Consider the following 23,998-nt stretch of genomic DNA (forward strand, 5'->3'; position numbering starts at 1 on the left):
ACGAGGCCGGGAGGGCGTCCCCCGGCGGGGGACGCCCTCCCGGCCTCTGCCGCGACTGGGGCCGCGCTACTTCTTCTTGTTCGCGCCGCGCTTCTCGCGCACCCGCACCGAGATGTGGATCGGCGTGCCCTCGAAGCCGAACTCCTCGCGCAGCCGGCGCTCGACGAAGCGGCGGTAGCCCGCCTCGATGAAGCCGGAGGCGAAGAGCACGAACCGCGGCGGCTTGGTGCCGGCCTGGGTGCCGAACAGGATGCGCGGCTGCTTGCCGCCCCGGATCGGGTGCGGGTGGGCGGCCACCAGCTCGCCGAGGAAGGCGTTCAGGCGGCCGGTGGGGACACGCGTCTCCCAGCCGTCGAGCGCCGTCTCGATCGCCGGGACCAGCTTCTCCATGTGCCGGCCGGTGCGCGCCGAGACGTTGACCCGGGGCGCCCAGGCGATCTGCGCGAGCTCGGTCTCGATCTCCCGCTCCAGGTAGTAGCGGCGCTCCTCGTCGAGGGTGTCCCACTTGTTGTAGGCGATGACGAGCGCGCGGCCCGCGTCGACGGCCATGGTGATGATGCGCTGGTCCTGCACCGAGATGTTCTCGGAGGCGTCGATGAGGACGACGGCCACCTCGGCCTTCTCGACGGCGGCGGCGGTGCGCAGCGAGGCGTAGTAGTCGGCGCCCTGCTGGAGGTGGACCCGCTTGCGGATGCCGGCGGTGTCGACGAACTTCCAGGTGGTGCCGCCCAGGTCGATCAGCTCGTCGACCGGGTCGCGGGTGGTGCCCGCCAGCTCGTTGACGACCACGCGCTCCTCGCCTGCCACCTTGTTCAGCAGCGAGGACTTGCCGACGTTCGGGCGGCCGATCAGGGCGATGCGGCGGGGGCCGCCGACCGCGGCGCCGAAGGTCTGCGCGGGCGCCTCGGGCAGGGCCTCCAGGACGCGGTCCAGCATGTCGCCGGTGCCGCGGCCGTGCAGCGCGGAGACCGGGTGCGGCTCGCCGAGGCCGAGAGACCACAGGTAGGAGGCGTCGGCCTCGCCGCTCGGGCCGTCGACCTTGTTGGCGGCCAGCACGACCGGCTTGCCGGCCTTGCGCAGCAGCCGGACGACGGCCTCGTCGGTGTCGGTCGCGCCGACCTTGGCGTCGACGACGAAGACGACCGCGTCGGCCGCCTCGATGGCGTACTCGGCCTGCGCGGCCACGGAGGCGTCGATGCCGAGGACGTCCTGCTCCCAGCCGCCGGTGTCGACGACCTTGAAGCGGCGGCCGGCCCACTCGGCCTCGTAGGTCACGCGGTCGCGGGTGACGCCGGGCTTGTCCTCGACGACCGCCTCGCGCCGGCCGATGATCCGGTTCACCAGGGTCGACTTGCCGACATTGGGGCGGCCGACGACGGCGAGCACGGGCAGCGGGCCGTGTCCGGCCTCCTCGATGGCGCCCTCGACGTCGTGGAGGTCGAAGCCCTCGTCCGCGGCGAGCTCCATGAACTCCGCGTACTCGGCGTCGCCGAGCGCCCCGTGCTCGTACTCGTGCGCGGCCGAGCCGTCGGGCTGGATGTCGTCGTTCATGAAGTCCGTACCTCGTTGTTCATTCGTGGTGGTCGGTGGAGCGCCCCGGTCGGGGACGGTCCACTACTCGAGTGTCGCCCGGCGCCCGGTGAGGCGCCTGGCGTTTTCCAGGTGGGCGGCGAGCTGCTTCCGGACGAGCTCGGTGGCTCCGTCCAGCGCACTGCGGGTGCGCCGGCCGCTGCCGTCGCCCGCCTCGAAGGGGTCGCCGAAGACGACGTCGACGCGCGAGCGCAGCGGCGGCAGCGCCTTGACCAGCCGTCCGCCCCGCTCGGAGCTTCCCAGCACGGCCACCGGCACGATCGGGGCGCCGCTGCGGACCGCGAAGTACGCGAGCCCTGCGCGCAGCGAGGCGAAGTCGCCGTCGCCCCGGGTGCCCTCCGGGAAGATGCCGAGGACGCCGCCCTGGTCCAGGACACCGAGCGCGCGGGTGATGGCGGTGCGGTCGGCGGTGCTGCGGTCCACCTTCAGCTGGCCGATGCCGGTCAGGAAGGGGTCGAGCGGGCCGACGAACGCCTCCTTCTTGATCAGGAAGTGCACCGGCCGCGGGGCCACGCCCATCACCATCGGGCCGTCGATGTTGTGGGAGTGGTTGACCGCGAGGATCGCCGGACCGGTCGCGGGGACCCGCCAGGCGCCCAGCACGCGCGGCCGCCACAGTCCGTACATGAGTCCGACGCCGATCCGCCGGCCGACGTCGGCACCCCGCTCCGACGGAAGGTTCACCGGGCGTCCCGCTTCTCCTCGACGAGGGTGACGACGCACTCGATGACCTGGCTGAGCGTGAGGTCGGTGGTGTCCACCTCGACCGCGTCGCCGGCCTTGGCGAGGGGGGAGGTCCTGCGGCTGGAGTCGGCGGCGTCGCGCTTGATCAGGGCCTCGCGGGTGGCCCGGACGTCGGCCCCCTTCAGCTCGCCGCTGCGCCGGGCGGCACGCGCCTCCGGGGAGGCGGTGAGGAAGATCTTCAGGTCGGCGTCCGGCAGCACGGTGGTGCCGATGTCACGGCCCTCAACCACGATGCCGTCCTCGGCGGAGGTGGCCAGGGAGCGCTGCAGCTCGGTGATACGGGTCCGCACCTCGGGCACCGCGCTGACCGCGCTGACCTGGGAGGTGACCTCCTGGGTGCGGATCGGTCCGGCCACGTCCACACCGTCGACGGTGATCGTCGGGTGGGCCGGGTCGGTGCCGGAGACGATCTCCGGCTTGCCCGCGACGGCCGCGACGGCCGTCGGGTCGTCTATGTCGATCCCGTTGGTCACCATCCACCAGGTGATCGCCCGGTACTGGGCGCCGGTGTCCAGGTAGCTCAGGCCGAGCTGCGCGGCGACGGCCTTCGACGTGCTCGACTTGCCCGTGCCGGAGGGGCCGTCGATGGCGACAATCACGGGCTGGGCGGTCCGGGCGGCGCCGTTTTCCACAGCGGGGCACCTTCCTGGTGAAGGGTGGTGGGCGGGTGGGCGGGCGCGAGGGCGCCCCGGACAAGGTTACTGGCTCCGGGGGCGCCCTTTCACAGGCGTCCGGCCCCCGGTCGCCGCCCGGCCCCCGGCCCGGCCGCTCACTGGCGGATGGCCCAGCCCCGCTCCCGCAGGGCGGCGGTGAGGACGGGGGCCGCCCTGGGCTCCACCATGAGCTGCACCAGACCGGCCTGCTGCCCGGTGGCGTGCTCGATGCGGACGTCCTCGATGTTGACCCCGGCCATGCCCGCGTCCGCGAAGATCCGGGCCAGCTGGCCGGGCTGGTCGTCGATGAGGACGGCGACCACGTCGTAGACCCGCGGCGCGGACCCGTGCTTGCCGGGCACCCGGACCTGCCCGGCGTTGCCGCGGCGCAGCACGTCCTCGATGCCGGCGGTGCCCTCGCGGCGCTTCGCCTCGTCGGCGGACTGCAGGGAGCGCAGGGCGCGGACGGTCTCGCCGAGGTCGGCGGAGACGTCGGTGAGCAGGTCGGCGACCGGCCCCGGGTTCGCGGACAGGATGTCCATCCACATCCGCGGGTCGGAGGCGGCGATCCGGGTCACGTCGCGGATGCCCTGGCCGCACAGCCGCACGGCCGCGTCCTCGGCGTGCTCCAGGCGGGCCGCGACCAGGCTGGAGACCAGGTGGGGCATGTGGGAGACCAGGGCCACGGCGCGGTCGTGGGCGTCGGCGTCCATCACGACGGGCACGGCCCGGCAGTGCGAGACCAGCTCCAGCGCGAGGTTGAGGACCTCGGTGTCGGTGTCCCGGGTCGGCGTGAGCACCCAGGGGCGGCCCTCGAAGAGGTCGGCGGTCGCCGCCAGCGGACCGGACCGCTCCCGGCCCGACATGGGGTGGGTGCCGAGGTAGGCGGTCAGGTCCAGGCCGAGGGCCTGGAGCTCGCGGCGCGGGCCGCCCTTGACACTGGCGACGTCCAGGTAGCCGCGGGCGGCCCCGCGGCGCATGGCGTCGGCGAGCACCCCGGCCACATGGGCCGGCGGGGCGGCCACGATCGCGAGGTCGACGGGGCCGTCCGGCGCCTCGTCCGTGCCGGCCCCCAGCGCGGCCGCCGTACGGGCCTGCTGCGGGTCCCGGTCGGCGAGGTGCACGGTGACGCCGCGGGCGCTGAGGGCGAGGGCGGCGGACGTGCCGATCAGGCCGGTTCCGATGACGAGTGCGGTTCTCACTGGGCGATGTCCTTGCGCAGGGCGGCCGCGGCACCGAGGTAGACGTGGGCGACGGCGGAGCGCGGCCGGTCGGTCTCGACGTGCGCGAGGAGGCGGACGACGCGGGGCATGGCGCCCTCGACGTCCAGCTCCTGGGCGCAGATCAGCGGTACGTCGACGATGCCGAGCTTGCGGGCGGCGGCCGCCGGGAAGTCGCTGTGCAGATCGGGGGTGGCCGTGAACCAGATGCTGATCAGGTCGTCCGCGGACAGCCCGTTCCGCTCCAGGACGGCGCTCAGCAGTGCGCCGACCTGCTCGTCCATGTGGCCGGCCTCGTCCCGTTCCAGTTGGACGGCCCCCCGGACCGCTCGTACCGCCACGGCGTTGCTCCTTGCTCGGCGTATGGGCTCTTCGATCACCAGCCTAGCCAGGGTGGGGTGCCGCGGACGCCGTGCCCGCCCGCTGAGACACCGACACGGGATACACCTTTCGTGACACTCCACACCCTTCTGCTTCGATCTGACCGGATTCGGTGCCAAGATGCTGGTGCCCTGCCGGGCCGGCTCCCGGGCCGGCCGGCCGCCTTCCGGACCTACGGAGTGACGACATGACCGACCGCTCGACGCGGCGCACGGTTCTCGCGACGGGCGCCGCGGCGCTCGTCACGGCGGGCTGCGGCAGCACCGACCACCGCAGCTCCACCGAGTCCTCCCCCTCGCCGGAGTCGCCCGGCAAGTCCGCGGCGCAGCCGTCCGCCGCGCAGACGTCCGCGTCCGCGGGCACCGCCGCCGGGCCGGAGCTGGCGCGGACCGCCGACATCCCGGAGGGCGGCGGCACGGTCTTCGCGGCGCGGAAGGTGGTGGTCACCCAGCCGAAGAAGGGCGAGTTCAGGGCCTTCTCCGCGATCTGCACCCATGAGGGCTGCCTGGTGAACCGGGTCGCGGACGGCACCATCGACTGCCCGTGCCACGGCAGCCGCTTCCACGTCGCCGACGGTTCCGTGGCGCACGGCCCGGCCGAGCGGCCGCTGCCCGCGAAGCGGATCACGGTGCAGGGAAATTCGATCCACCTGGCCTGATCCGCCGCGTACGCTCCCGGGCATGGAGCCCGAGGACCTGGCGCGCCACCACACGATCTACGCGTGCGTCATGGGGTCGCGCGCCTTCGGTCTGGCGACGGAGGACAGCGACACCGACCGGCGGGGTGTGTTCGTCGCCCCCACCGCCCTGTTCTGGCGGTTCGGGAAACCGCCGACGCACGTGGAGGGCCCGCTCCCGGAGCAGTTCGCCTGGGAGCTGGAGCGCTTCTGCGAGCTGGCGCTGCGCGGCAACCCGAACGTGCTGGAGTGCCTGCACTCGCCGCTGGTGGAGCACGCGGACGCCACCGGCCGCGAACTGCTCGCGCTGCGCGACGCTTTCCTCTCCCGCGAGGTGCACGGCACCTTCACCCGCTACGCCCTCGGGCAGCGCCGCAAGCTGGACGCCGACGTACGGACGCACGGCGCCCCGCGGTGGAAGCACGCGATGCACCTGCTGCGCCTGCTGGGCAGCGCCCGCGACCTGCTGCGCACGGGTTGCCTGACGGTCGACGTCGGCGACGAGCGCGACCGCCTGCTCGCCGTGCGGCGCGGCGAGGTCCCCTGGCCCGAGGTGGAGGCCCGGATGACCGCGCTGGCGGCGCAGGCGGAGGCGGCCGCGGAGCGCTCACCCCTGCCGGGGTCCCCGGACCGGCGGCGCGTCGCGGACTTCCTGTACCGGGTCCGCCGCGCCTCGGCCCTCCAGGCGGATCCGGACGACGAAGGCGTGCAGGGCGTCGTAGGCGGCCGGGGCGTCGGGCAGCGCTGAGGCGGCCTGCGCCTCGTCGAGCGTGGTGTGCAGCCGCTCCACGTCGGCCCGCACCCGGTCATGGTCGACGTCGGCCCGGCCGTGCTCCTGCCCGGCCTTCGCGGCGACGAGTTCCGGCAGGTAGCCGGGGGCACCGGCCTCACCGAGAAGGGACGGCAGATGGGCCTGCACCTCGCCGCTGCGCATCAGGTGCACACCGGTGAGCAGCACGCGGAAGGTGTAGAGCAGCGGCTTGAGTTCGCCGCTGCGCTCGAACAGCCGCCACTGCGTGGTCGCGAACCCCCGGTAGTGGTGGGCGTGGTGGCGGGTCAGCACGCCGGGGGCGAGCGAGACGAGCTCCCGGTGGGCGTCCCCGCTCTGCACGACGAGGGGCGACAGCAGCTGCTCCAGCACGTAGCCGTTGCGGCGCAGCATCAGCCGGACGAACTTCCGCAGGTCGTGCGTCACGAGGTCCAGCTCGACACCGTCCCGGTCCCACATCCGCGACCGGGTCTCCTCCGGCTCGCGCAGCCCCACCAGGTCGGCGGCCGGCAGCAGGTGCACGCCCCGCAGGTCGACGTCCGAGTCGCGGGACGGGAAGCCGTACAGATGGGCTCCTGAGACGGTGGCGAACAGCACCGGGTCCGGCTGCTGCGCGACGACGGGCGCGAGGTCGAGGCCGAGGGAGTCGATCATGCCCCCAGCGTCCCAGAGCGCGGCCGGTTCGAACAGGTCCCGCCGGTGCACGACCGGCGGGACCGACGAGCTGCCGGGCGTGCTCTAGAGGTCGACCTCCCCCATCAGCATGCCGACCTCGGTGTTGGACAGGCGGCGCAGCCAGCCGGACTTCTGGTCGCCCAGGGTGATGGGGCCGAAGGCGGTGCGGACCAGCTTGTCGACCGGGAAGCCGGCCTCGGCGAGCATGCGGCGCACGATGTGCTTGCGGCCCTCGTGCAGCGTGACCTCGACGAGGTAGTTCTTGCCGGTCTGCTCGACGACCCGGAAGTGGTCGGCGCGGGCGTACCCGTCCTCCAGCTGGATGCCGTCCTTCAGCTGCTTGCCGAGGTCGCGCGGGATCGGGCCGACGATGTGTGCCAGGTAGGTCTTCTTCACCCCGTACTTGGGGTGGGTCAGCCGGTGCGCCAGCTCGCCGTGGTTGGTGAGCAGGATGACACCCTCGGTCTCGGTGTCCAGCCGGCCCACGTGGAAGAGCCGCGTCTCGCGGTTGGTGACGTAGTCGCCGAGGCACTGGCGGCCCTCGGGGTCCTCCATGGTGGAGACGACGCCGGCCGGCTTGTTCAGCGAGAAGAACTGGTACGACTGCGTGGCCACGGTCAGGCCGTCGACCTTGACCTCGTCCTTCTCCGGGTCGACACGGCGGCCCTGCTCCAGCACGATCTCGCCGTTGATCTCGACCCTGGCCTGCTCGATCAGCTCCTCGCAGGCGCGCCGGGAGCCGTAGCCGGCGCGGGCGAGCACCTTCTGGAGCCGCTCGCCCTCCTGCTCGGCGCCTGGGAAGGTCTTGGGCAGCTTGACGTCCTTCTTGCCGGCGTACCGCTCGCGGTTGCGTTCCTCGGCCCGCGCCTCGTACTCGCGGGAGCGCGCCGGGGCGGTCCGGCCGCCGCCGGCCCCCTGCCGGGGCTGCTTCGGGCCGCCCTTCGCACCACCGCGGGCGGAGCCGCCGCGTCCGGACTTCGGGCCGTCCTGGGTGGCGCCGGGGCCCACGTCGTAGCGGCGCTCCTCGGGGCGGGGCTTGCGGGGGCGGCCCTGGCCCTGCTTGTCGTCCCTGCTGTTGCCGGCACCGCGGTGGTTGCCGCGCCCGCCGTTTCCGCCGTTCCTGCCGCTGCTTCGCATCAAAGTTCCGTCTGGTCGTCTGCGTCGTAGGTGCCCCGGACCGGGGCGCCCGGCGCATCGTCGGGTGCGTCCGGGTCGAACGACGGCACCCCTTCCTGGGTCTCGGCCTCGATCGCCTCCGCCTCCGGGAGGAAGGGCGCGAGCTCCGGGAGCTCGTCCAGACCGCGCAGGCCCATCCGCTCCAGGAAGTAGTTCGTCGTCGTGTACAGGATCGCACCTGTTTCGGGTTCCGTGCCCGCCTCCTCGACCAGACCGCGCTGGAGCAGGGTGCGCATGACCCCGTCGCAGTTCACTCCGCGGACCGCGGAGACCCGGCTGCGGCTGACCGGCTGCCGGTAGGCGACCACCGCGAGGGTCTCCAGCGCGGCCTGGGTGAGGCGGGCCTGCTGGCCGTCCAGGACGAACCCCTCCACAGCGGCCGCGTACTCCGCCCGGCTGTAGAAGCGCCAGCCGCCCGCGATCAGCCGCAGCTCGAAGCCGCGGCCCTGCACGGTGTACTCGTCGGCCAGCTCCCGGAGGGCGTCCGCGACCTGACGCGGGGGCCGCTGGAGTATCTTCGCCAGGTGCTCCTCGGTCGCGGGCTGGTCCACGACCATGAGGACGGCCTCCAGGGCCGGCTTGAGGCCGAGGCCGGCGACGGTGCGCAGGCCCTCCGGTGTCTCGGTGGTCTCCTCGCTCACGCCTTCTCCTCCTCGCTCTCCGCGTCCCCTCCCGGTCCCGCCGCCTTCCCGGCCTCCTCGGCCGGCTCCGGCGGGCGGTCGAACTCGTCGGTGACCCGCGGTGCCGCGTCGCCCTCCCCGCCGGTCCAGCGGACGGTCAGCTCGCCGAGCGCGGTCTCCTGGTCCAGTGCCACGGCCTTCTCCCGGTACAGCTCCAGCAGCGCCAGGAAGCGGGCGACGACGGTGAGCGTGTCCCCGGTGTCCTCCACCAGGACCCGGAAGCTCGCCTCGCCGAGCTCACGGAGCCGGGCGACCACGATCCCGGCCTGCTCCTGCACGCTGACCAGGGGTGCGTGGATGTGGTCCACGTACACCTGCGGCCTGGGTTTCGGCTGCATCGCCTTGACCGCGAGGCGGGCGAAGCCCTCCGGCCCGATGCTGATGACGACCTCGGGCAGCAGCTCCGCGTGGTGGGGTTCCAGGCCGACGGTCCGGGGGTACCGCCGGGCCTCCTCGTCGAGGCGGCCGTTGAAGATCTCGGCGATCTGCTTGTAGGCGCGGTACTGCAGCAGCCGCGCGAACAGCAGGTCCCGCGCCTCGAGCAGCGCCAGGTCGGCCTCGTCCTCGACCTCGGCGGCGGGCAGCAGCCGGGCGGCCTTGAGATCGAGCAGGGTCGCGGCCACGACCAGGAACTCGGTCGTCTCGTCCAGGTCCCAGTCCGGGCCCATGGCGCGGATGTGCGCCATGAACTCGTCGGTCACCTTGGACAGCGCGACCTCGGTGACGTCGAGCCGGTGCTTGGAGATCAGCTGCAGGAGGAGGTCGAAGGGTCCCTCGAAGTTCGCCAGCCGGACCTTGAAGACTCCGTCGTCGCCGCCGCCGGGGCTCTCGTCGCCGGAGCCCTCGTCGCCGCCGCCCTCGGTGGCGCCGCGGCCGTCGTTCCCGTCGTGGCCGTGGGAATCCCCCGGCTCTCGGCGCTCCCCCGGCCCTCCGCGCTCCGCCGGCCCGGCCGCGGCTCCGGTTCTCGCGGGCTCACCGGGGTCCGCCGCGGTGTCCGGCTCCCCGGGCTCTCCGGGTCCGTCCGCGGGCGGCTCCGTGGCCGGGGACGCCGGCGCGGGGACCGGGCCCGGTGCGGGGCGGTGCGGGGGGCGGGTCGAGACACCGGGGCGCGGCTCGGTCTCCGGTGCGGACGCGGAGGACGGGGCCGGATCAGCGGCGGCCGGGGCCGGGGCGGTCGCCTCCGGGGACGCGGGGTGGGACGGGACGGCCGGGGCGGGCCGCCGGCCGCCGGGTCCGGCGGAGGGCGGGGCCGGGCCGGCCGGCGGGGCCGTCGCCGCGCTCGTGCCCGGCCCGCGTCCCAGCGCGCGCCGGCGACCGGCCGGGGGGCCGGAGGCGGGAGGGTCGTTCGGGGTCATGGCCCCCGCAGGCTATCGCTACCGCCCGCGCAGTCGTCGTACGAGGATGCTGGCGTCTCCGCGGGTCTCCAGGTCGGCGAGGACCACCGCGACGGCCTCGCGGACGATCCGCCCGCGGTCGACGGCCAGACCGTGCTCGCCGCGCAGCACCAGCCGGGCGTGCTCGAGGTCCATGAGCTCCTCGGCGGACACGTAGACCGTGATCTTCTCGTCGTGCCGCTCGCGCCCGCTGGGGCGGCGGGCCGCGGCCCGCCCGCGCTTGCGGGACGCCTCGCCGGAGGCAGAACCTTCCTGCGTCCCCGCGCGCGCCGGGCCGCCCGTGCCGCCCCGGCTGCGGGACTCCCCCGCGTCGGCCGCGGCGTCCGCGGCCGCGTGCTCGGCGCCCGAGCCGTCGCCGCCCTGGGCGGGCACGGCGTGCGGCGCGTCCTCCGCGGCGGCCGCCGGGTCGCTCTCACCCGCCGGAGCGGGAACCCGCGCCTCGCCGCCTGCCTGGCGTCGCGGAGTGGACGGCTGGAGCGCCGTACCCCCTGTCGTTCGGAACAGTTCGTCGGCCCCCGGCAGACTCACTCGGCGTGACACCGGGCGAGCACCTCCCTGGCGAGCTGGCGGTAGGCGGCGGCACCGACGGAGTTGGAGGCGTACGTGGTGATCGGCTCACCGGCGACTGTGGTCTCCGGGAAGCGGACGGTGCGTCCGATGACCGTGTGGTAGACGTGGTCGTCGAACGCCTCGACGACGCGCGCGAGCACCTCACGGCTGTGCACGGTGCGCGAGTCGTACATCGTGGCGAGGATCCCGTCGAGCTCCAGCTCCGGGTTCAGCCGCTCCTGGACCTTCTCGATGGTCTCGGTCAGCAGGGCCACACCGCGCAGCGCGAAGAACTCGCACTCCAGCGGCACGATCACCTTGTGCGCGGCGGTGAGCGCGTTGACCGTCAGCAGGCCGAGCGAGGGCTGGCAGTCGATCACGATGTAGTCGTAGTCGTCCATCAGCGGCTTGAGGGCCCGCTGGAGGGTGGACTCGCGCGCGACCTCGGAGACCAGCTGGACCTCGGCGGCCGACAGGTCGATGTTGCTGGGCAGCAGGTCCATGTTGGGGACCGCGGTCTTCAGCAGGACCTCGTCCGCCGACATGCCCCGCTCCATCAGCAGGTTGTAGACGGTGAGGTCGAGCTCCATCGGGTTGACGCCGAGTCCGACCGACAGCGCGCCCTGCGGGTCGAAGTCCACGAGCAGCACGCGGCGTCCGTACTCCGCGAGCGCGGCACCCAGGTTGATGGTCGACGTCGTCTTGCCGACGCCGCCCTTCTGGTTGCACATCGCGATGATCTTCGCGGGGCCGTGGTCGGTCAGCGGCCCGGGGATCGGGAAGTACGGCAGCGGGCGTCCGGTCGGGCCGACGCGCTCGCGGCGCTGGCGGGCAGCGTCGGGCGCGAGCGTGGCCGCGTACTCGGGGTCGGGCTCGTACTCGGCGTCGGGGTCGTAGAAGTGCCCCTCGGGCAGTTCGTCGTAGTCGGCGAAGTGGTTGTGGGGCGCGCCACTTCCGTCGCCGGCCATGGCGTTCACGTGATGGCCATCCATGCTCTGGTGTGCTGGCTGAGTCACCCCTGGGTTCCGGCGGTGACTCCGGTGGGCTGCGAAGGTGCGCACAGCGACGGAGCCGACAGCCTCGGGCCCCGAGGGGCTCTGGCCCGTCGCAGGCGTTCCTGGCTGACCACCCCCGGGAGAAAATGTCGACTCATTCACAAGTCGTCTTACCTCCTTGGTGACCAGGAAACTTCTAGACAGGTCAGCGTGGCACCATGCCGACGGTTGGCGACTCTATGGCGTGTCGGCGGTCCGCAGCAACACAATCCGCCGGACCCGGCCGGATGTGTCGGCAATGAAACAACCCTCTGTCAAGGGCGTACAGCCGTCGCACCGCAGGTTTCACCGGTGCGTGAATCGGTCGAATGGTTGCGATCGCCGCGAGTTGGCCGAGTACGGCGAAGTGACCATACACACACCCGGCCGGACCTTGTCGGGCAAGGTCCGGCCGGGTGTGCGATGTTGACGAACGTGTTGACGTATCGCCTTTTGCGCACCGGGGACTTGGGGCCGCCGGTCACCGGCGGGTCCTCGGCGGATCAGCCGAGGAGGGTCTCCAGCTCGACGTGCTCCAGGCCGTGGGCCTCGGCGACCTCGCGGTAGACGACCTTGCCGTCATGGGTGTTGAGGCCCTTGGCCAGCGCGGCGTCGCGGCGCAGCGCCTCCACCCAGCCGCGGTTCGCGAGCTCGATGATGTACGGCAGCGTGGCGTTGGTCAGCGCGTAGGTCGAGGTGTTGGGCACCGCGCCCGGCATGTTGGCGACGCAGTAGAAGACCGACTCGTGGACGCGGAAGGTCGGCTCGGCGTGCGTGGTCGGGTGGGAGTCCTCGAAGCAGCCGCCCTGGTCGATCGCGATGTCGACAAGGACACTTCCGGCCTTCATGCGGGACACCAGCTCGTTGGTGACCAGCTTCGGGGCCTTGGCGCCCGGGATGAGGACGGCGCCGACCACGAGGTCGGCCTCGAGGCAGGCCTTCTCCAGCTCGAAGGCGTTGGAGACCACGGTCTGGATCTTCGTGCCGAAGATCTTGTCCGCTTCCTTGAGCTTGTTGATGTCCCTGTCGAGCAGGGTCACGTGGAAGCCGAGGCCGATGGCGATCTGCGCGGCGTTCCAGCCGGAGACGCCGCCGCCGATGATGACGGCCTTGCCCGCCGGGACGCCGGGGACGCCGCCGGGGAGGACGCCGCGGCCGCCGTTGGCGGCCATCAGGTGGTAGGCGCCGACCTGCGGGGCGAGGCGGCCGGCCACCTCGGACATCGGGGCGAGCAGCGGGAGCGCGCGGCTGGGCAGCTCGACCGTCTCGTAGGCGATCGCGGTGGTGCCGGACTCCAGGAGGGCGTCCGTGCACTCCTTGGAGGCGGCCAGGTGCAGGTAGGTGAAGAGGATCTGGTCCTTGCGCAGGCGGTGGTACTCCTGCGCGATGGGCTCCTTGACCTTCAGCAGCAGGTCGGCGGAGGCCCAGACCTCGTCGGCCGTCTCGAGGATCTGGGCACCGGCGGCCACGTACTCCTCGTCGGGGATCGAGGAGCCGATACCGGCGTTCCGCTCGACGACGACCTGGTGGCCGCCGCGCACCAGCTCGTGCACGCCGGCGGGGGTGATGGCCACCCGGAACTCGTTGTTCTTGACCTCGCGGGGGATACCGACCTTCACGTCGATCACGGTCCTTGACTCTGGGAATGTGGGGCAATACAAGACGTAACCCGGCATGCACGCGCATACCCGGGGACACCGCAGAAGACCGAGCGGCAGAGCCAGTCTAATGAAGGCGTTCGCGCTGTCTAGCCTTTCATTGCATCAATCTTCAGCGAAAGCACCGCGGATTTCGCAGGCGCCGGTGTCCGGTTCCGATGCATGGGCGTCCCTGCCGCCGTCATCGGCGTCCCGGTCCCGCTCTCCCAGCATGCGCTCGGCGGCCCCGCGGTGCAGGCGCGCGGCCGTCGGGTCGCCCAGCCGGTCGAGGGTGTCGGCGAGCCGGAGCTGGAGCGCGGCCTGCAACCGGACGTCGTCCGCGCGGCGGGCCCACTCGACCGCCTCCTGGCAGGTCCGCAGCGACTCCGCGGGCCGCCCCGCGTACTCCTGGACCCGGGCCAGTTCGCTCAACGCCCGCGCGTGGGCGCCGACATCGCCGGTCCTGCGGTGGGCGGCGACCGCGGCCCGCCAGTGGCGCAGGGCGTCGCCGTACCGGCCGGCGTAGGTGTGCGCGGTGGCGATGCGGCCGTACAGCCGGGCCGCCTCCGCGTGCTCGCCGCGGGCCAGCCGCTGCGCCAGGGCCCGGCCGAACCAGTCGGCGGCCCGGTCGTGGTCCCCCAGCTCCTGGTGGGCGCTGCCTACGGATTCCATCGCGCGGCCGGTCGCGTAGGGGTCGTCCGCCTGGCGTCCGGCGTCCAGGGCGGCCCGGTAGCGGACCAGCGCCTCGGCGGTGCGGCCGGTGCGGGCGTCGAGGTCGGCCAGGTTCAGGAGTGCGGCGGCCCTCTCCCGGGGGAGCCCTCGGCGCTCGGCCACGTCGAGGACCAGGCCGTGGATGCCGTACAGGTCGCCGGCCGCGGCCCGGGTGCCGAAGTGGGCGACCATCGCCCGCACCAGCTGGGACATCAGCCGGCGGGCCAGGGTGTCCAGCTCCCCGTCGGCGACGGCCAGCCGGGCGGAGGCGAGCAGGGCGCCGCGGCGGGCGCGCAGCCAGTCCTCGGCGTCCCGCGGGGTGGCGAAGCGCAGCGCCGGGGGCAGGGCCTTCAGCTTCTCCCGGGTCTCGGGGCTGTCGGTCTCGGTGATCGCGCGGCAGGACTGGAGCAGCCGCACGCTGCGCTCCAGCATCCGGGCGCGGGCCAGCTGCAGCTCGGCGGGGCGGTCCTGGGCCCGCGCCAGGGCCCGCAGCAGCGGGTGCAGGCAGGCGGGCACCTCGTAGTGCGGCGGCGCGGCGGACACCGCGTGCAGCAGGCCCAGACCGGCCAGGTCGTCGAGGACGCCCCGGGCGCTCTCGACGGAACAGCCGGCGAGCGCGGAGGCGGTGTGCGGGTCGACGTCGCCCGCCGGGGCGAGCGCGAGCAGGCGCAGCGTGCGGGCGGCGGTGGCGGGCAGGGCCGCGTGCACGAGCAGCAGGACCCGTTCCAGCGGGGTGCCCTCGTCGGGGTCGGCGTGGAGCTGCTTGGCCAGGTCCGCCACGGCCGCCTGGGGGTGCGCGGCGAGCCAGCCGCCCGCCAGGGTCAGCGCGGCGGGATGCCCCTGGAGCCGCTCGACCAGGCTTTCGGCGGCGCGCGGGTCGACGGTGACGCGGACCGCGTCGATGCACTGGGTCAGCAGGTCCACCGACGCCTTGGTGTCGAGTCCGCCGAGGGTGCAGGGGCGGACGTCGGCGATCCCGGTGAGCGGGCCGCGGGCGACCGCGACCAGCAGGCAGTCGGCGTTGTCCGGCAGCAGCGCGTCGACCTGCTCGGCACCGGCCGCGTCGTCGAGCAGGAGGAGGGTGCGGCGATCGGCCAGCGCGGCCCGGAAGGCGGCGGCGAGGTCGTCCTCGGCGGCGCCGGGCGGGGTGGGCAGGCCGAGAACGGTGAGCAGGTCGCGGGCGGCGCGCTCGACGGGGACGGGGGTGCCGTCCGGTTCGGTGAGCCGGGCCCGGAGCACCCCGTCGGGGTAACGGTCCGCGACCTGGCGCACCAGTTCCTCGGCGAGTGCGGTACGTCCGGATCCGGGCCGCCCGGCGACGAGGAGCACCCGGGCACGGGGGGCCTTGCGGCCGGAGATGGTGTCCAGGCCGGCGCGCTGGATGTCGGCGCGCAGTTCCTTCAACTCCCTTGTGCGGCCCAGGAATTGACGCCCCGTGGGAGTGACGGGACGGTCCTTCCCGGTCGGGCTCGCACCGCCTGCGTCCATCGCCTGATCCGCCACGGGCCACACTCCCGTCCCACCGCACGCGCAAGCCCGCCGGGTCTTCCGGTACGGGCGTTTCCAGAGCCTAGTTCACGCTCTGCGACGTCTCCGGCGGAGCACGGCGAAGACGTCCCCCGATCGGATCAGGCGATCGTCACACTTCCGCCCTCCGCGGGGCGCGGAGGGCGGAACGAGCGGGTCCGCGGCGCGGATCCGGGGACGGCGCAGTGGGGTTCAGGCGTCGAAGGGCCGCGCGGGCCACGGCGCCCCGGCCGGGCGCAGCGCCTCCGGGCCGGCACCCTGCCGCGCCGCGACGAGCGCGAGGACGCCCACGACGAGGCAGTTGTTGTGCAGCTCGCCCGCGAGCACCCCGCGGACGAGTTCGTCGACGGGCACCCGGGCGTACTCCAGGTCCATCTCCTCGTGCTCGACCTCGAAGCGCTCGCCGTCCGCCTCGGACAGCCCGCGGGCGAGGAAGATCCGCACCGCCTCGGAGCAGCCGCCGGGGGTGGTGTACACGTCGGTGAGGACCCGCCAGTCCTCGGCCTTGACGTGCGCCTCCTCGTACAGCTCGCGCTGGGCCGCGTGCAGGGGGTTCTCGCCGGGCACGTCGAGCAGCCCGGCCGGGATCTCCCACAGCTTCTGCCGCACCGGGTGGCGGTACTGGCGGATGAGCAGGACGCGGTCGGCGTCGTCGAGGGCGAGGACGGCGACGGAACCGGGGTGGACCTGGTAGTCGCGGCGGACCACCGAGCCGTCGGGCATGACCACGTCGTCGGTGCGGACGGAGGTCTTGTTGCCGGTGAACGGGGTCGCCGTCGCCCGGATCTCCCACTCCTCGGGAGTGTCCTTGATCGTCGTCATGCCCTGTCCTTCCACACGTGTGAGCGCCGACCGGCGCCACGGGAACCGGGGTGCGGTTCGCTGAAGATCCGCAACCCCGGCAACCGTACAACCGGTGTGTCAGTCGGTGTTCGTCAGCGCCTCGACCTGGCGCTGCACGGCCGCCTTCACCAGCCCGGCGAAGAGCGGGTGCGGGCGGGTCGGGCGCGAGCGCAGCTCGGGGTGCGCCTGCGTGGCGACCAGGTAGGGGTGGACGTCGCGCGGGTACTCGACGTACTCGACGAGCTTGCCGTCCGGGGAGGTGCCGGAGAAGAGGATGCCCGCCTTCTTCTCCAGCTCGGCGCGGTAGGCGTTGTTGACCTCGTAGCGGTGGCGGTGGCGCTCCTCCACGTACTCCTTGCCGTCGTACACCTCGCGCACGATCGAGCCCTCGGCCAGCTTGGCCGGGTACATGCCGAGGCGCATGGTGCCGCCCATGTCGCCCTCGCCGGCGACGATGTCGAGCTGCTCGGCCATGGTGGAGATCACCGGGTGGCCGGTGGCCGGGTCGAACTCGGTGGAGTTGGCGTCGGAGATGTCGGCGAGGTTGCGCGCGGCCTCGATCACGATGCACTGGAGGCCGAGGCAGAGGCCCAGCAGCGGGATCCGGTTCTCGCGGGCGAAGCGGATGGCCCCGACCTTGCCGAGCACCCCGCGGTCGCCGAAGCCGCCCGGGATGCAGATGCCGTCGACGTCACCGAGCTGCGCCTTGGCGCCGGCCGGGGTCTTGCAGTCGTCCGAGGTGACCCACTTGATCTTGACGCGGGCCTTGTTGGCGAAGCCGCCGGCGCGCAGCGCCTCGGTGACCGAGAGGTAGGCGTCGGGCAGGTCGATGTACTTGCCGACCAGCGCGAGGGTGATCTCGTGGTCGGGGTTGTGGACGCGGTCCAGCAGGTCGTCCCAGGTCGTCCAGTCGACGTCGCGGAACGGCAGGTCGAGCTTGCGCACGACGTAGGCGTCCAGGCCCTCGGTGTGCACGACCTTCGGGATGTCGTAGATGGAGCGGGCGTCCGGGCAGGCCACGACGGCGGCCTCGTCGACGTCGCACATCAGCGAGATCTTGCGCTTGATCGCCGTGGGCACCTCACGGTCGCAGCGCAGGACGATCGCGTCCGGCTGGATGCCGATGTTGCGCAGCGCGGCCACGGAGTGCTGGGTCGGCTTGGTCTTCAGCTCGCCGGAGGGGCCGATGTAGGGCAGCAGCGAGATGTGGACGACGAAGACGTTGTCCCGGCCGACCTCGTGCCGGACCTGGCGGACGGTCTCCAGGAACGGCAGCGACTCGATGTCGCCGACGGTGCCGCCGACCTCGGTGATGACGACGTCCACCTCGTCGGTGGCCATGCGGCGGATGCGGTGCTTGATCTCGTTGGTGATGTGCGGGATGACCTGCACCGTGTCGCCCAGGTACTCGCCGCGGCGCTCCTTGGCGATCACCGTGGAGTACACCTGGCCGGTGGTCACGTTGGCGGAGCCGTCGAGGTCGCGGTCGAGGAAGCGCTCGTAGTGGCCGATGTCCAGGTCGGTCTCGGCGCCGTCGTTCGTGACGAACACCTCACCGTGCTGGAAGGGGTTCATCGTGCCCGGGTCGACGTTCAGGTAGGGGTCGAGCTTCTGCATCACGACCCGCAGGCCACGTGCCTTCAGCAGCATGCCCAGGCTGGAGGCGGTGAGACCCTTGCCGAGCGAGGAGGCGACACCCCCGGTGACGAAGATGTGCTTGGTCGTCGTGGATTTGGGCGTCATGGCCAAGAGGGGGCTCCCGTGGTCGCGGTTCGGTCTGCGGTGCGGCGGGCCGGCCCGGAGATCCCGGGGTGTCCGGCTCGGACGCCGTCGCTGCGGTTCGGGGGGTTCGGGCCCACCGGTCCACGGGCTACCAGGGTATCAGCGCCGGAGAGCGGCGACTTCCGGCCACTCTCCGCGCACATCCCGACACGGGTACGGACCCGTCACAGGTTTCTCACCCGTGGCTCACCCGTTCGGCGCAGATGCGTTGCCCGGAGCGGCACGCACATCATCTACGTGCGTCGTATCCTGCTCGGACACTCGCTGCCGAGCCCGGCCGGCCCCACGGCACCACCCCCGCCCGACGGCACCGGAACAACGAGAGCTCGTCAGTTCGTTGAGCAACAGTTGTCACTTCGTCCCACCGACGGAGGGACCGCGTCGCAGCACCGCTCGACGACGCAGTACAACAACCCCTTGACCGCACTAGCGACCGCCCCCACGCGGGGTGACGTGGCCGTTCGACTGGAGTTGCACGTGGCCGGGCGCATCGAAGACTACGCACTCATCGGAGACATGCAGACCGCCGCGCTGGTCTGCCGGGACGGCACGGTCGACTGGCTGTGCCTGCCGCGCTTCGACTCGCACGCCATCTTCGCCGGTCTGCTGGGCACCGAGGAACACGGCTTCTGGCGGCTCGGCCCGGCGCACGCGGCCGGCGCGGAACCGCCCACCGCGGCCCGGCGCACCTACCGCGGCGACTCGCTGATCCTGGAGTCGGAGTGGGACACCCCGCGCGGCACGGTCCGCGTGACCGATTTCATGCCCCCGCGCGACGGCGCCCCGCAGCTGATCCGCATCGTGGAGGGCGTCACCGGCCGGGTGCCGATGCGCTCGGCGCTGCGCATGCGCTTCTCCTACGGCCGGGTCGTGCCGTGGGTCCACCGCTACGACCGGCGCTCGGTCGCGGTCGCGGGCCCGGACTCGGTGTGGTTCGACACCGAGGCGGAGACCTACGGCAGGTCGCTGACCACGTACGCGGACTTCACGGTCGCTCCCGGTGACCGGATCGCGTTCACCATCTCGTGGCAGCCCTCGCACAAGGACGCCCCGCCGCTGCCCGAGCCGGAGCAGTCGCTGGAGGCCACCGAGGACTTCTGGCGCGATTGGGTCGGGCACTGCACGTACCACGGCCCCTACCGGGAGGCCGTGGTCCGCTCCCTCATCACGCTGAAGGCCCTGACGTACGCCCCGACCGGCGGGATCGTCGCCGCGCCCACCACCTCCCTGCCGGAGGACATCGGCGGCGTGCGCAACTGGGACTACCGCTACACCTGGCTGCGGGACGCGGCGATCACCCTGTCCTCGCTGCTGCGCACCGGCTACCGCGAGGAGGCCCGCGCCTGGCGCGAGTGGCTGCTGCGGGCCGTCGCGGGCGACCCGGAGAACCTGCAGATCATGTACGGCATCGCCGGTGAGCGCGAGCTCGGCGAGGCGGAGCTGGACTGGCTGCCCGGCTACGAGAACTCCGCCCCGGTCCGGGTCGGCAACGGCGCCGCCCACCAGCTCCAGCTCGACGTCTACGGCGAGGTCACCGAGGCGCTGCACCTGGCCCACATGACCGGCCTCGCCCGCAACGACTACGCGGCCCTGCTCCAGCTCAAGCTGATCCGCTACCTGGAGAAGCACTGGCAGGAGCCGGACGAGGGCATCTGGGAGGTCCGCGGGCCCCGCCGCCACTTCGTGCACTCCAAGGTCATGGCCTGGGTCGCCGTGGACCGCACGATCAAGCTGATCGAGTCCGGGGACGCCGACGGTCCCCTGGAGCGGTGGAAGGACCTGCGCGACGACATCCACCGGGACGTCTGCGAGAAGGGCTACGACAAGGAGCGCAACACCTTCACGCAGTCCTACGGCTCCCGGGAGCTGGACGCGTCGCTGCTGCTGATCCCGCAGATGGGGTTCCTGCCGCCGGACGACAAGCGGGTGATCGGCACGATCGAGGCGATCCAGCGCGAGCTGTCCACCTCGGACGGCTTCATCCTGCGCTACCCCACCGACGGCGAGCACGCGGGCGTCGACGGGCTTCCCGGGGACGAGGGCGCCTTCCTGGCGTGCTCGTTCTGGATGGCCGACGACCTGGCGATGATCGGCCGCGTCGAGGAGGCCCGCAAGCTCTTCGAGAAGCTGCTCGCGCTGCGCAACGACCTCGGGCTGCTCGCCGAGGAGTGGGACCCCCGGCTCCAGCGCCAGGTCGGCAACTTCCCGCAGGCCTTCAGCCACGTCCCGCTGATCGACACCGCCCTGCGGCTGACGGCCAGCGGGGCCTACGGAGGCTGACGCCGCAGCGGCCCCCGGGCCGGGACGGACGGGGCCGGAGGGCGGCTTTGGACCCCCGCCCCTGCGGGGTCGGTGCCGGGTACACGGAGCTGTCCCCGCGACGCCGCCCCGGGTAGCGTCCGCAGCATGGACAGCCGCACGGACAGCAGAATCGACACCCAGGGCGCCGGCATCACGGTGCAGCGGGCCCTGGAGCTCCCCTCACTCCGCAGCGGACTGCCCGAGATCATGTCCGGAGCGGACCGGCTGGACCGGACCGTGCGCTGGGTCCACGCCGGCGAGGTCCCCAACATCGCGTCCCTCCTCAAGGGCGGCGAACTGCTCCTGACGACGGGCTACGGCCTGGGCACCCGCCCCGCCGACCAGCGCGCGTTCGTCCGCACGCTCGCCGAGAGGGGCATCGCCGCCCTCGTCGTGGAGCTGGGCCCGCGCTTCTCCCGCCTGCCCGCCGCCCTGCTGGAGACGGCCCGCGGCGCCGGGCTTCCGCTGGTGCAGCTGCACCGCGAGGTGCCGTTCGTGACGGTCACCGAGGAGATCCACACCGAGATCGTCAACGGCCACTACGCGCTGCTCCAGCGCGCCGAGGAGGTGCACCGGCGCTGCACCGGGGCGCTGCTGGGCGGCGGCGGGGTGCCGCAGGTCCTCGGCATCCTGGCCGACTTCGGCGGCAACCCGGTCTTCCTCGAGACCCCGGACGGGCGGCTGCTCTACGCCGCCGGCTCGGGACCCGAGGGCGCCGACCCGCTCCAGGTCTGGGAGGGGCTGCGCGGCCAGCACAAGGGCGGGCCGCCCCCGGCGGGCTCGGTCCTGGTGGACGTGCCCGGCGGCGGGCCGGGGGCGGGTTCGGTGCGGGCCCGGCTCGTGATGCCGCCGGTCCGCTCGGCGCTCGGCCCGGTGCACCGGATGGCCGCCGAGCGCGCCGCGGGCATCCTGGCCGTGGTGCTGATGCAGGCCCGGCAGGAGGAGGAGCTGGCGGCCCGCGGGCGCGGCGACTTCCTCACCGACCTCGCCGAGGGCCGGATCGGTGCCGGGGACGCCCCGGCGCAGGCCCGGGTCCTCGGCTTCAAGCCCGGCGCCGGGCCGCTGCTGCCGCTGGTCATGCGGCTCGGCGACGCCCTCGCCCCCGGCGGGGGCTGGGCGGTGCTGGCCCGCGCGGTCGGCGAGGAGCTGGCCTCGGTGGGGGTGCCGGTGCTGCTGGGCGTCCGGCCGGTGGAGGGCCGGGTCCTGCTGCTGGCCGGCCTGCGCGCGGAGTCGGAACGGGCCGCCGTCGCGGACCGGGTCGCGGCGGCACTGCGGGCCGGGGCGGAGCGGGCCGGGATGCAGCGGCCGGGCGCGCAGCCGCCGGTGGTGGTCGTGGGGGTGGCGGGCGGCTGGGCGGCCGCCTCGGCGGGCCTGCGGCACGCGGCGGAGACCGCGACGGCCGCGCTGGGGCTGCCGGACCGGCCCTGGTACGACGCCCGGCGCCTCGACATCGACCTGCTGCTGTGGCGGCTGCGGGACCACCCGGACCTGGCCGCCTTCGTGGACCGCGCGATCGGACCGGTCCGCGACCACGACCTCCGCTCCCGGCCGCCGCTGCTGCCCACCCTCCAGACGTATCTGGCGCACGCGGGACGCAAGGCGGAGACGGCCCGCGAACTGCATCTGAACCGGCAGACCCTCTACAACCGCCTGGCGCGGATCGGTGAGTTGCTGGGCTCGGACCTCGACGACCCGCAGACGGTCCTGGCGTTGAGCCTGGCCCTGCGGGCCCGGCGGCACGTGCCGCAGGCGAGCGGTGCGTGGCCCGAGCCGCGGGTGGGCCGGGGCGACACACCCTGACCGGGTGCGCCGGGGTCAGGCCAGGGGCTGGGGCCGCGTCAGCTCGTCGTACACGCTGAGCACCTGGGCGACGGTCTCGTCCTCGGTCGGCCAGGTGGCGGCCTGCCGGGTGCCGGCGTCCCGCAGTTCCTCCCGCCGCCCGGCGTCGCCGAGCAGCCGCACGACGGCCGCGGCGAACGCCGCCGGGTCCCCCTGCGGGACCAGTTCGGCCGCCCCGCCGACGAGTTCGGCGAGGGCGCCGGTGCGCGCGGCGACCAGCGGCACCCGCGCGTGCAGCGCCTCCTGGGCGAGGACGGAGCGGGCCTCACCGGTGCCGGGCAGCAGGGCGAGGTCGGCGGCGGCGAGCAGCCGGCCCACGTCGCCGCGCCGCCCGAGGAGCCGGACCGGCAGGTCCTCGTCCTCGATCCGCCGCTGGAGGGCCGCCCGCGGCGGCCCCTCCCCCGCCACGGCGACCAGCGGCTGGGGGTCCAAGCGGCGCCAGGCGTGCGCCGCGTCGAGCAGCAGGCCGTGCTCGCGCAGCCGGTCCAGCGAGCCGACGGCGAGGAGCAACGGCCGCCCGGTGGAACCGAGTTCGGCCCGCACCTTGGACCGGGACGACTCGGGGTCCCGGTGCCCGTCCGTGCCGCGCGGGCGGGGCACCGACACCGCGGCGAGCCGTGCGTCGCGCGCGCCCCTGCGGCGGGCCCGGTCCACGAGGTGCGAGGTGGTGCCGAGGACGACGGTGGCGGCCCTGACGACCCGCCGCTCCAGCAGGCGCAGCAGACGCGCCCGCGCCCCCTCGGCGTGCGGCTGGTCGTGCCAGGTGACGACGAGCGGGGTGCTGCGTCCGCTGAGCGCGAGGGCCGCCCGGAGGGAGGCGTGCAGCCCGTGCGCGTGCACCAGGTCGGCGCCGGAGCAGGCGGCGCGCAGGGCGGCCACGGACGCGGGGTCGCTGCTGCGGGGCACCGGCACGTGGCCGGCGCCGATGCCGGTGAAGTCGTAGGCGAGGTCGGTCTCGTCGGGGGCGCACACGGTGACGCGCACGCCCCGGGCGACCAGTCCCGCGGCCAGGGACCGCACGTGCGCGCTGCTGCCGGCGTTGCCCCCGCCGAGCACCTGCACGGTGTGCAGCGGCGACGGGCCGGGCGGTGCGTGGCTGCTCACGGGGCTCACGTGGCCGGGCTCCTGGGTCGGGGTGGGGCGGTCACGAGGAAACGTACAGAACGGGGAGGACGGTGCGGGTGGCCCGCGCGCCGCCGTCCCATGCCGGGTTCCCGTCCCAAGGATGCCAGCAGGCAGGGGTGTTGCGGGCACGGCGGGGTGGCGCGGACGTGACGGGTACCGGGCGGTCGGCCGGAACGTGTTCACCCACATGGGTGAGGAACGGGCGCTGGGCGAGGGCTGCTCCGCCGTCCTGCCGTGCTCGGCGCGGTCCTGCGCGGGGACCCGCCGGCCATGCACCGCCGTGTCCGGCACCGCGGCGGCGCGCGCAGTCGATCCGGCGCGCCCGTTGCGCGGGACGGCGGCCGCGCATACCGCGCGCGCCCCCGCCGCCGGCCGCGAACCGGGTCCGCGGCCGTGCGGCCCCGCCCCGCGCCCCCGCACGATCCGGACGAGCAGCCCTGGGCGTGCGGGTCCGCGAAGTCCCGCCCGCGTCGCGACCTCGCGGACCCGCCCTAGTGCTGTGGCCGGAAAGGTTTGCCGGGATGCTCGCGGCGTCCGGTGCTGGGGGCACCTCCCACGCCGTTCAGGCTGTGGGGGAGCATCGCAAGGCGGAGCGTCGCCCGCGTACTGGATGTACTCGGGTGATGCGACAACGCAGCGAGGTGCCGTGCCGGGCGTCGCGAGCCGGTGAACCTTTCCGGTCACAGCACTAG

The 23,998-nt window shown here is 73.7% G+C and carries 19 protein-coding genes and 1 pseudogene; 4 read left to right on the forward strand and 16 right to left on the reverse strand.

All coding sequences use genetic code 11. From position 1 onward, the window contains the following. Positions 1-66 precede the first annotated feature (66 nt). The 5 genes from der to aroH all read right to left on the reverse strand — a co-directional run bounded on the left by der (position 67) and on the right by aroH (position 4,548). A complete protein-coding gene (der, locus tag P3H78_RS15500) occupies positions 67-1,551 on the reverse strand; it encodes a ribosome biogenesis GTPase Der (RefSeq protein ID WP_276109557.1) in 1,485 nt (494 codons plus the stop codon). Between the two features lie 63 nt (positions 1,552-1,614). Further along, the gene (locus tag P3H78_RS15505) at positions 1,615-2,313 is read right to left on the reverse strand and encodes a lysophospholipid acyltransferase family protein (RefSeq protein ID WP_438827970.1); all 699 of its coding nucleotides are present in this window, start codon (positions 2,311-2,313) and stop codon (positions 1,615-1,617) included. Next, positions 2,271-2,966, reverse strand: a complete 696-nt coding sequence (gene cmk / locus P3H78_RS15510) for a (d)CMP kinase (RefSeq protein ID WP_276109558.1) — start codon at positions 2,964-2,966, stop codon at positions 2,271-2,273. The genes P3H78_RS15505 and cmk overlap by 43 nt, the downstream gene beginning before the upstream one ends. A gap of 137 nt (positions 2,967-3,103) precedes the next feature. Beyond that, positions 3,104-4,189 carry a prephenate dehydrogenase gene (locus P3H78_RS15515; protein WP_276109559.1) on the reverse strand — a complete coding sequence of 362 codons (1,086 nt, stop codon included), beginning with the start codon at positions 4,187-4,189 and terminating at the stop codon, positions 3,104-3,106. Then, entirely contained in the window at positions 4,186-4,548 is a 363-nt protein-coding gene (gene aroH / locus P3H78_RS15520; RefSeq protein ID WP_276109560.1) for a chorismate mutase, read from the reverse strand. Before aroH ends, P3H78_RS15515 begins: the two co-directional genes overlap by 4 nt. Before the next feature lie 227 nt (positions 4,549-4,775). Here aroH and P3H78_RS15525 point away from each other — a divergent pair, with 227 nt between their 5' ends. Further along, positions 4,776-5,246, forward strand: a complete 471-nt coding sequence (locus P3H78_RS15525; RefSeq protein WP_276109561.1) for a Rieske (2Fe-2S) protein — start codon at positions 4,776-4,778, stop codon at positions 5,244-5,246. A gap of 70 nt (positions 5,247-5,316) precedes the next feature. Next, a pseudogene (locus tag P3H78_RS15530) lies at positions 5,317-5,856 on the forward strand (nucleotidyltransferase domain-containing protein); the annotation flags it as partial. Between the two features lie 15 nt (positions 5,857-5,871). Here P3H78_RS15530 and P3H78_RS15535 read toward each other — a convergent pair. The 10 genes from P3H78_RS15535 to pyrG form a co-directional block, all read right to left on the reverse strand. Further along, positions 5,872-6,687 carry a nucleotidyltransferase domain-containing protein gene (locus P3H78_RS15535; RefSeq protein ID WP_313884405.1) on the reverse strand — a complete coding sequence of 272 codons (816 nt, stop codon included), beginning with the start codon at positions 6,685-6,687 and terminating at the stop codon, positions 5,872-5,874. A gap of 84 nt (positions 6,688-6,771) precedes the next feature. Further along, on the reverse strand, positions 6,772-7,845 hold the full coding sequence (locus P3H78_RS15540) for a pseudouridine synthase (RefSeq protein WP_276109563.1): 1,074 nt from the start codon (positions 7,843-7,845) through the stop codon (positions 6,772-6,774). After that, a complete protein-coding gene (scpB, locus tag P3H78_RS15545) occupies positions 7,845-8,525 on the reverse strand; it encodes an SMC-Scp complex subunit ScpB (protein ID WP_276109564.1) in 681 nt (226 codons plus the stop codon). The genes P3H78_RS15540 and scpB overlap by 1 nt, the downstream gene beginning before the upstream one ends. Continuing rightward, positions 8,522-9,919 carry a segregation and condensation protein A gene (locus P3H78_RS15550; protein WP_276109565.1) on the reverse strand — a complete coding sequence of 466 codons (1,398 nt, stop codon included), beginning with the start codon at positions 9,917-9,919 and terminating at the stop codon, positions 8,522-8,524. Before P3H78_RS15550 ends, scpB begins: the two co-directional genes overlap by 4 nt. An 18-nt stretch (positions 9,920-9,937) precedes the next feature. Further along, complete coding sequence (locus P3H78_RS15555; RefSeq protein ID WP_276109566.1) at positions 9,938-10,498, reverse strand: hypothetical protein; 561 nt, start codon at positions 10,496-10,498, stop codon at positions 9,938-9,940. Then, positions 10,483-11,475, reverse strand: coding sequence for a ParA family protein (locus tag P3H78_RS15560; protein WP_438827973.1), 993 nt, complete (start codon positions 11,473-11,475; stop codon positions 10,483-10,485). Before P3H78_RS15560 ends, P3H78_RS15555 begins: the two co-directional genes overlap by 16 nt. Before the next feature lie 569 nt (positions 11,476-12,044). Next, complete coding sequence (gene ald / locus P3H78_RS15565; protein WP_276109568.1) at positions 12,045-13,169, reverse strand: alanine dehydrogenase; 1,125 nt, start codon at positions 13,167-13,169, stop codon at positions 12,045-12,047. Between the two features lie 135 nt (positions 13,170-13,304). After that, positions 13,305-15,392 carry a tetratricopeptide repeat protein gene (locus P3H78_RS15570; RefSeq protein WP_438827971.1) on the reverse strand — a complete coding sequence of 696 codons (2,088 nt, stop codon included), beginning with the start codon at positions 15,390-15,392 and terminating at the stop codon, positions 13,305-13,307. A 216-nt stretch (positions 15,393-15,608) separates the two neighbouring features. After that, a complete protein-coding gene (locus P3H78_RS15575; protein ID WP_276109569.1) occupies positions 15,609-16,238 on the reverse strand; it encodes an NUDIX domain-containing protein in 630 nt (209 codons plus the stop codon). Positions 16,239-16,337: 99 nt separating this feature from the next. After that, complete coding sequence (gene pyrG / locus P3H78_RS15580; protein ID WP_276109570.1) at positions 16,338-18,002, reverse strand: CTP synthase; 1,665 nt, start codon at positions 18,000-18,002, stop codon at positions 16,338-16,340. A 516-nt stretch (positions 18,003-18,518) separates the two neighbouring features. Here pyrG and P3H78_RS15585 point away from each other — a divergent pair. Next, positions 18,519-20,321, forward strand: coding sequence for a glycoside hydrolase family 15 protein (locus P3H78_RS15585; RefSeq protein ID WP_276109587.1), 1,803 nt, complete (start codon positions 18,519-18,521; stop codon positions 20,319-20,321). A 126-nt stretch (positions 20,322-20,447) separates the two neighbouring features. Next, positions 20,448-22,142 carry a PucR family transcriptional regulator gene (locus tag P3H78_RS15590; protein ID WP_276109571.1) on the forward strand — a complete coding sequence of 565 codons (1,695 nt, stop codon included), beginning with the start codon at positions 20,448-20,450 and terminating at the stop codon, positions 22,140-22,142. A gap of 15 nt (positions 22,143-22,157) precedes the next feature. Here the strand turns inward: P3H78_RS15590 and P3H78_RS15595 are convergent, their stop codons facing one another. Continuing rightward, complete coding sequence (locus P3H78_RS15595) at positions 22,158-23,294, reverse strand: glycosyltransferase family 4 protein (protein ID WP_276109572.1); 1,137 nt, start codon at positions 23,292-23,294, stop codon at positions 22,158-22,160. Positions 23,295-23,998: the final 704 nt, after the last annotated feature.

The sequence above is a fragment of the Streptomyces tropicalis genome (genome assembly GCF_029269835.1).
GTDB classification, from domain to species: Bacteria; Actinomycetota; Actinomycetes; order Streptomycetales; family Streptomycetaceae; genus Streptomyces; species Streptomyces tropicalis.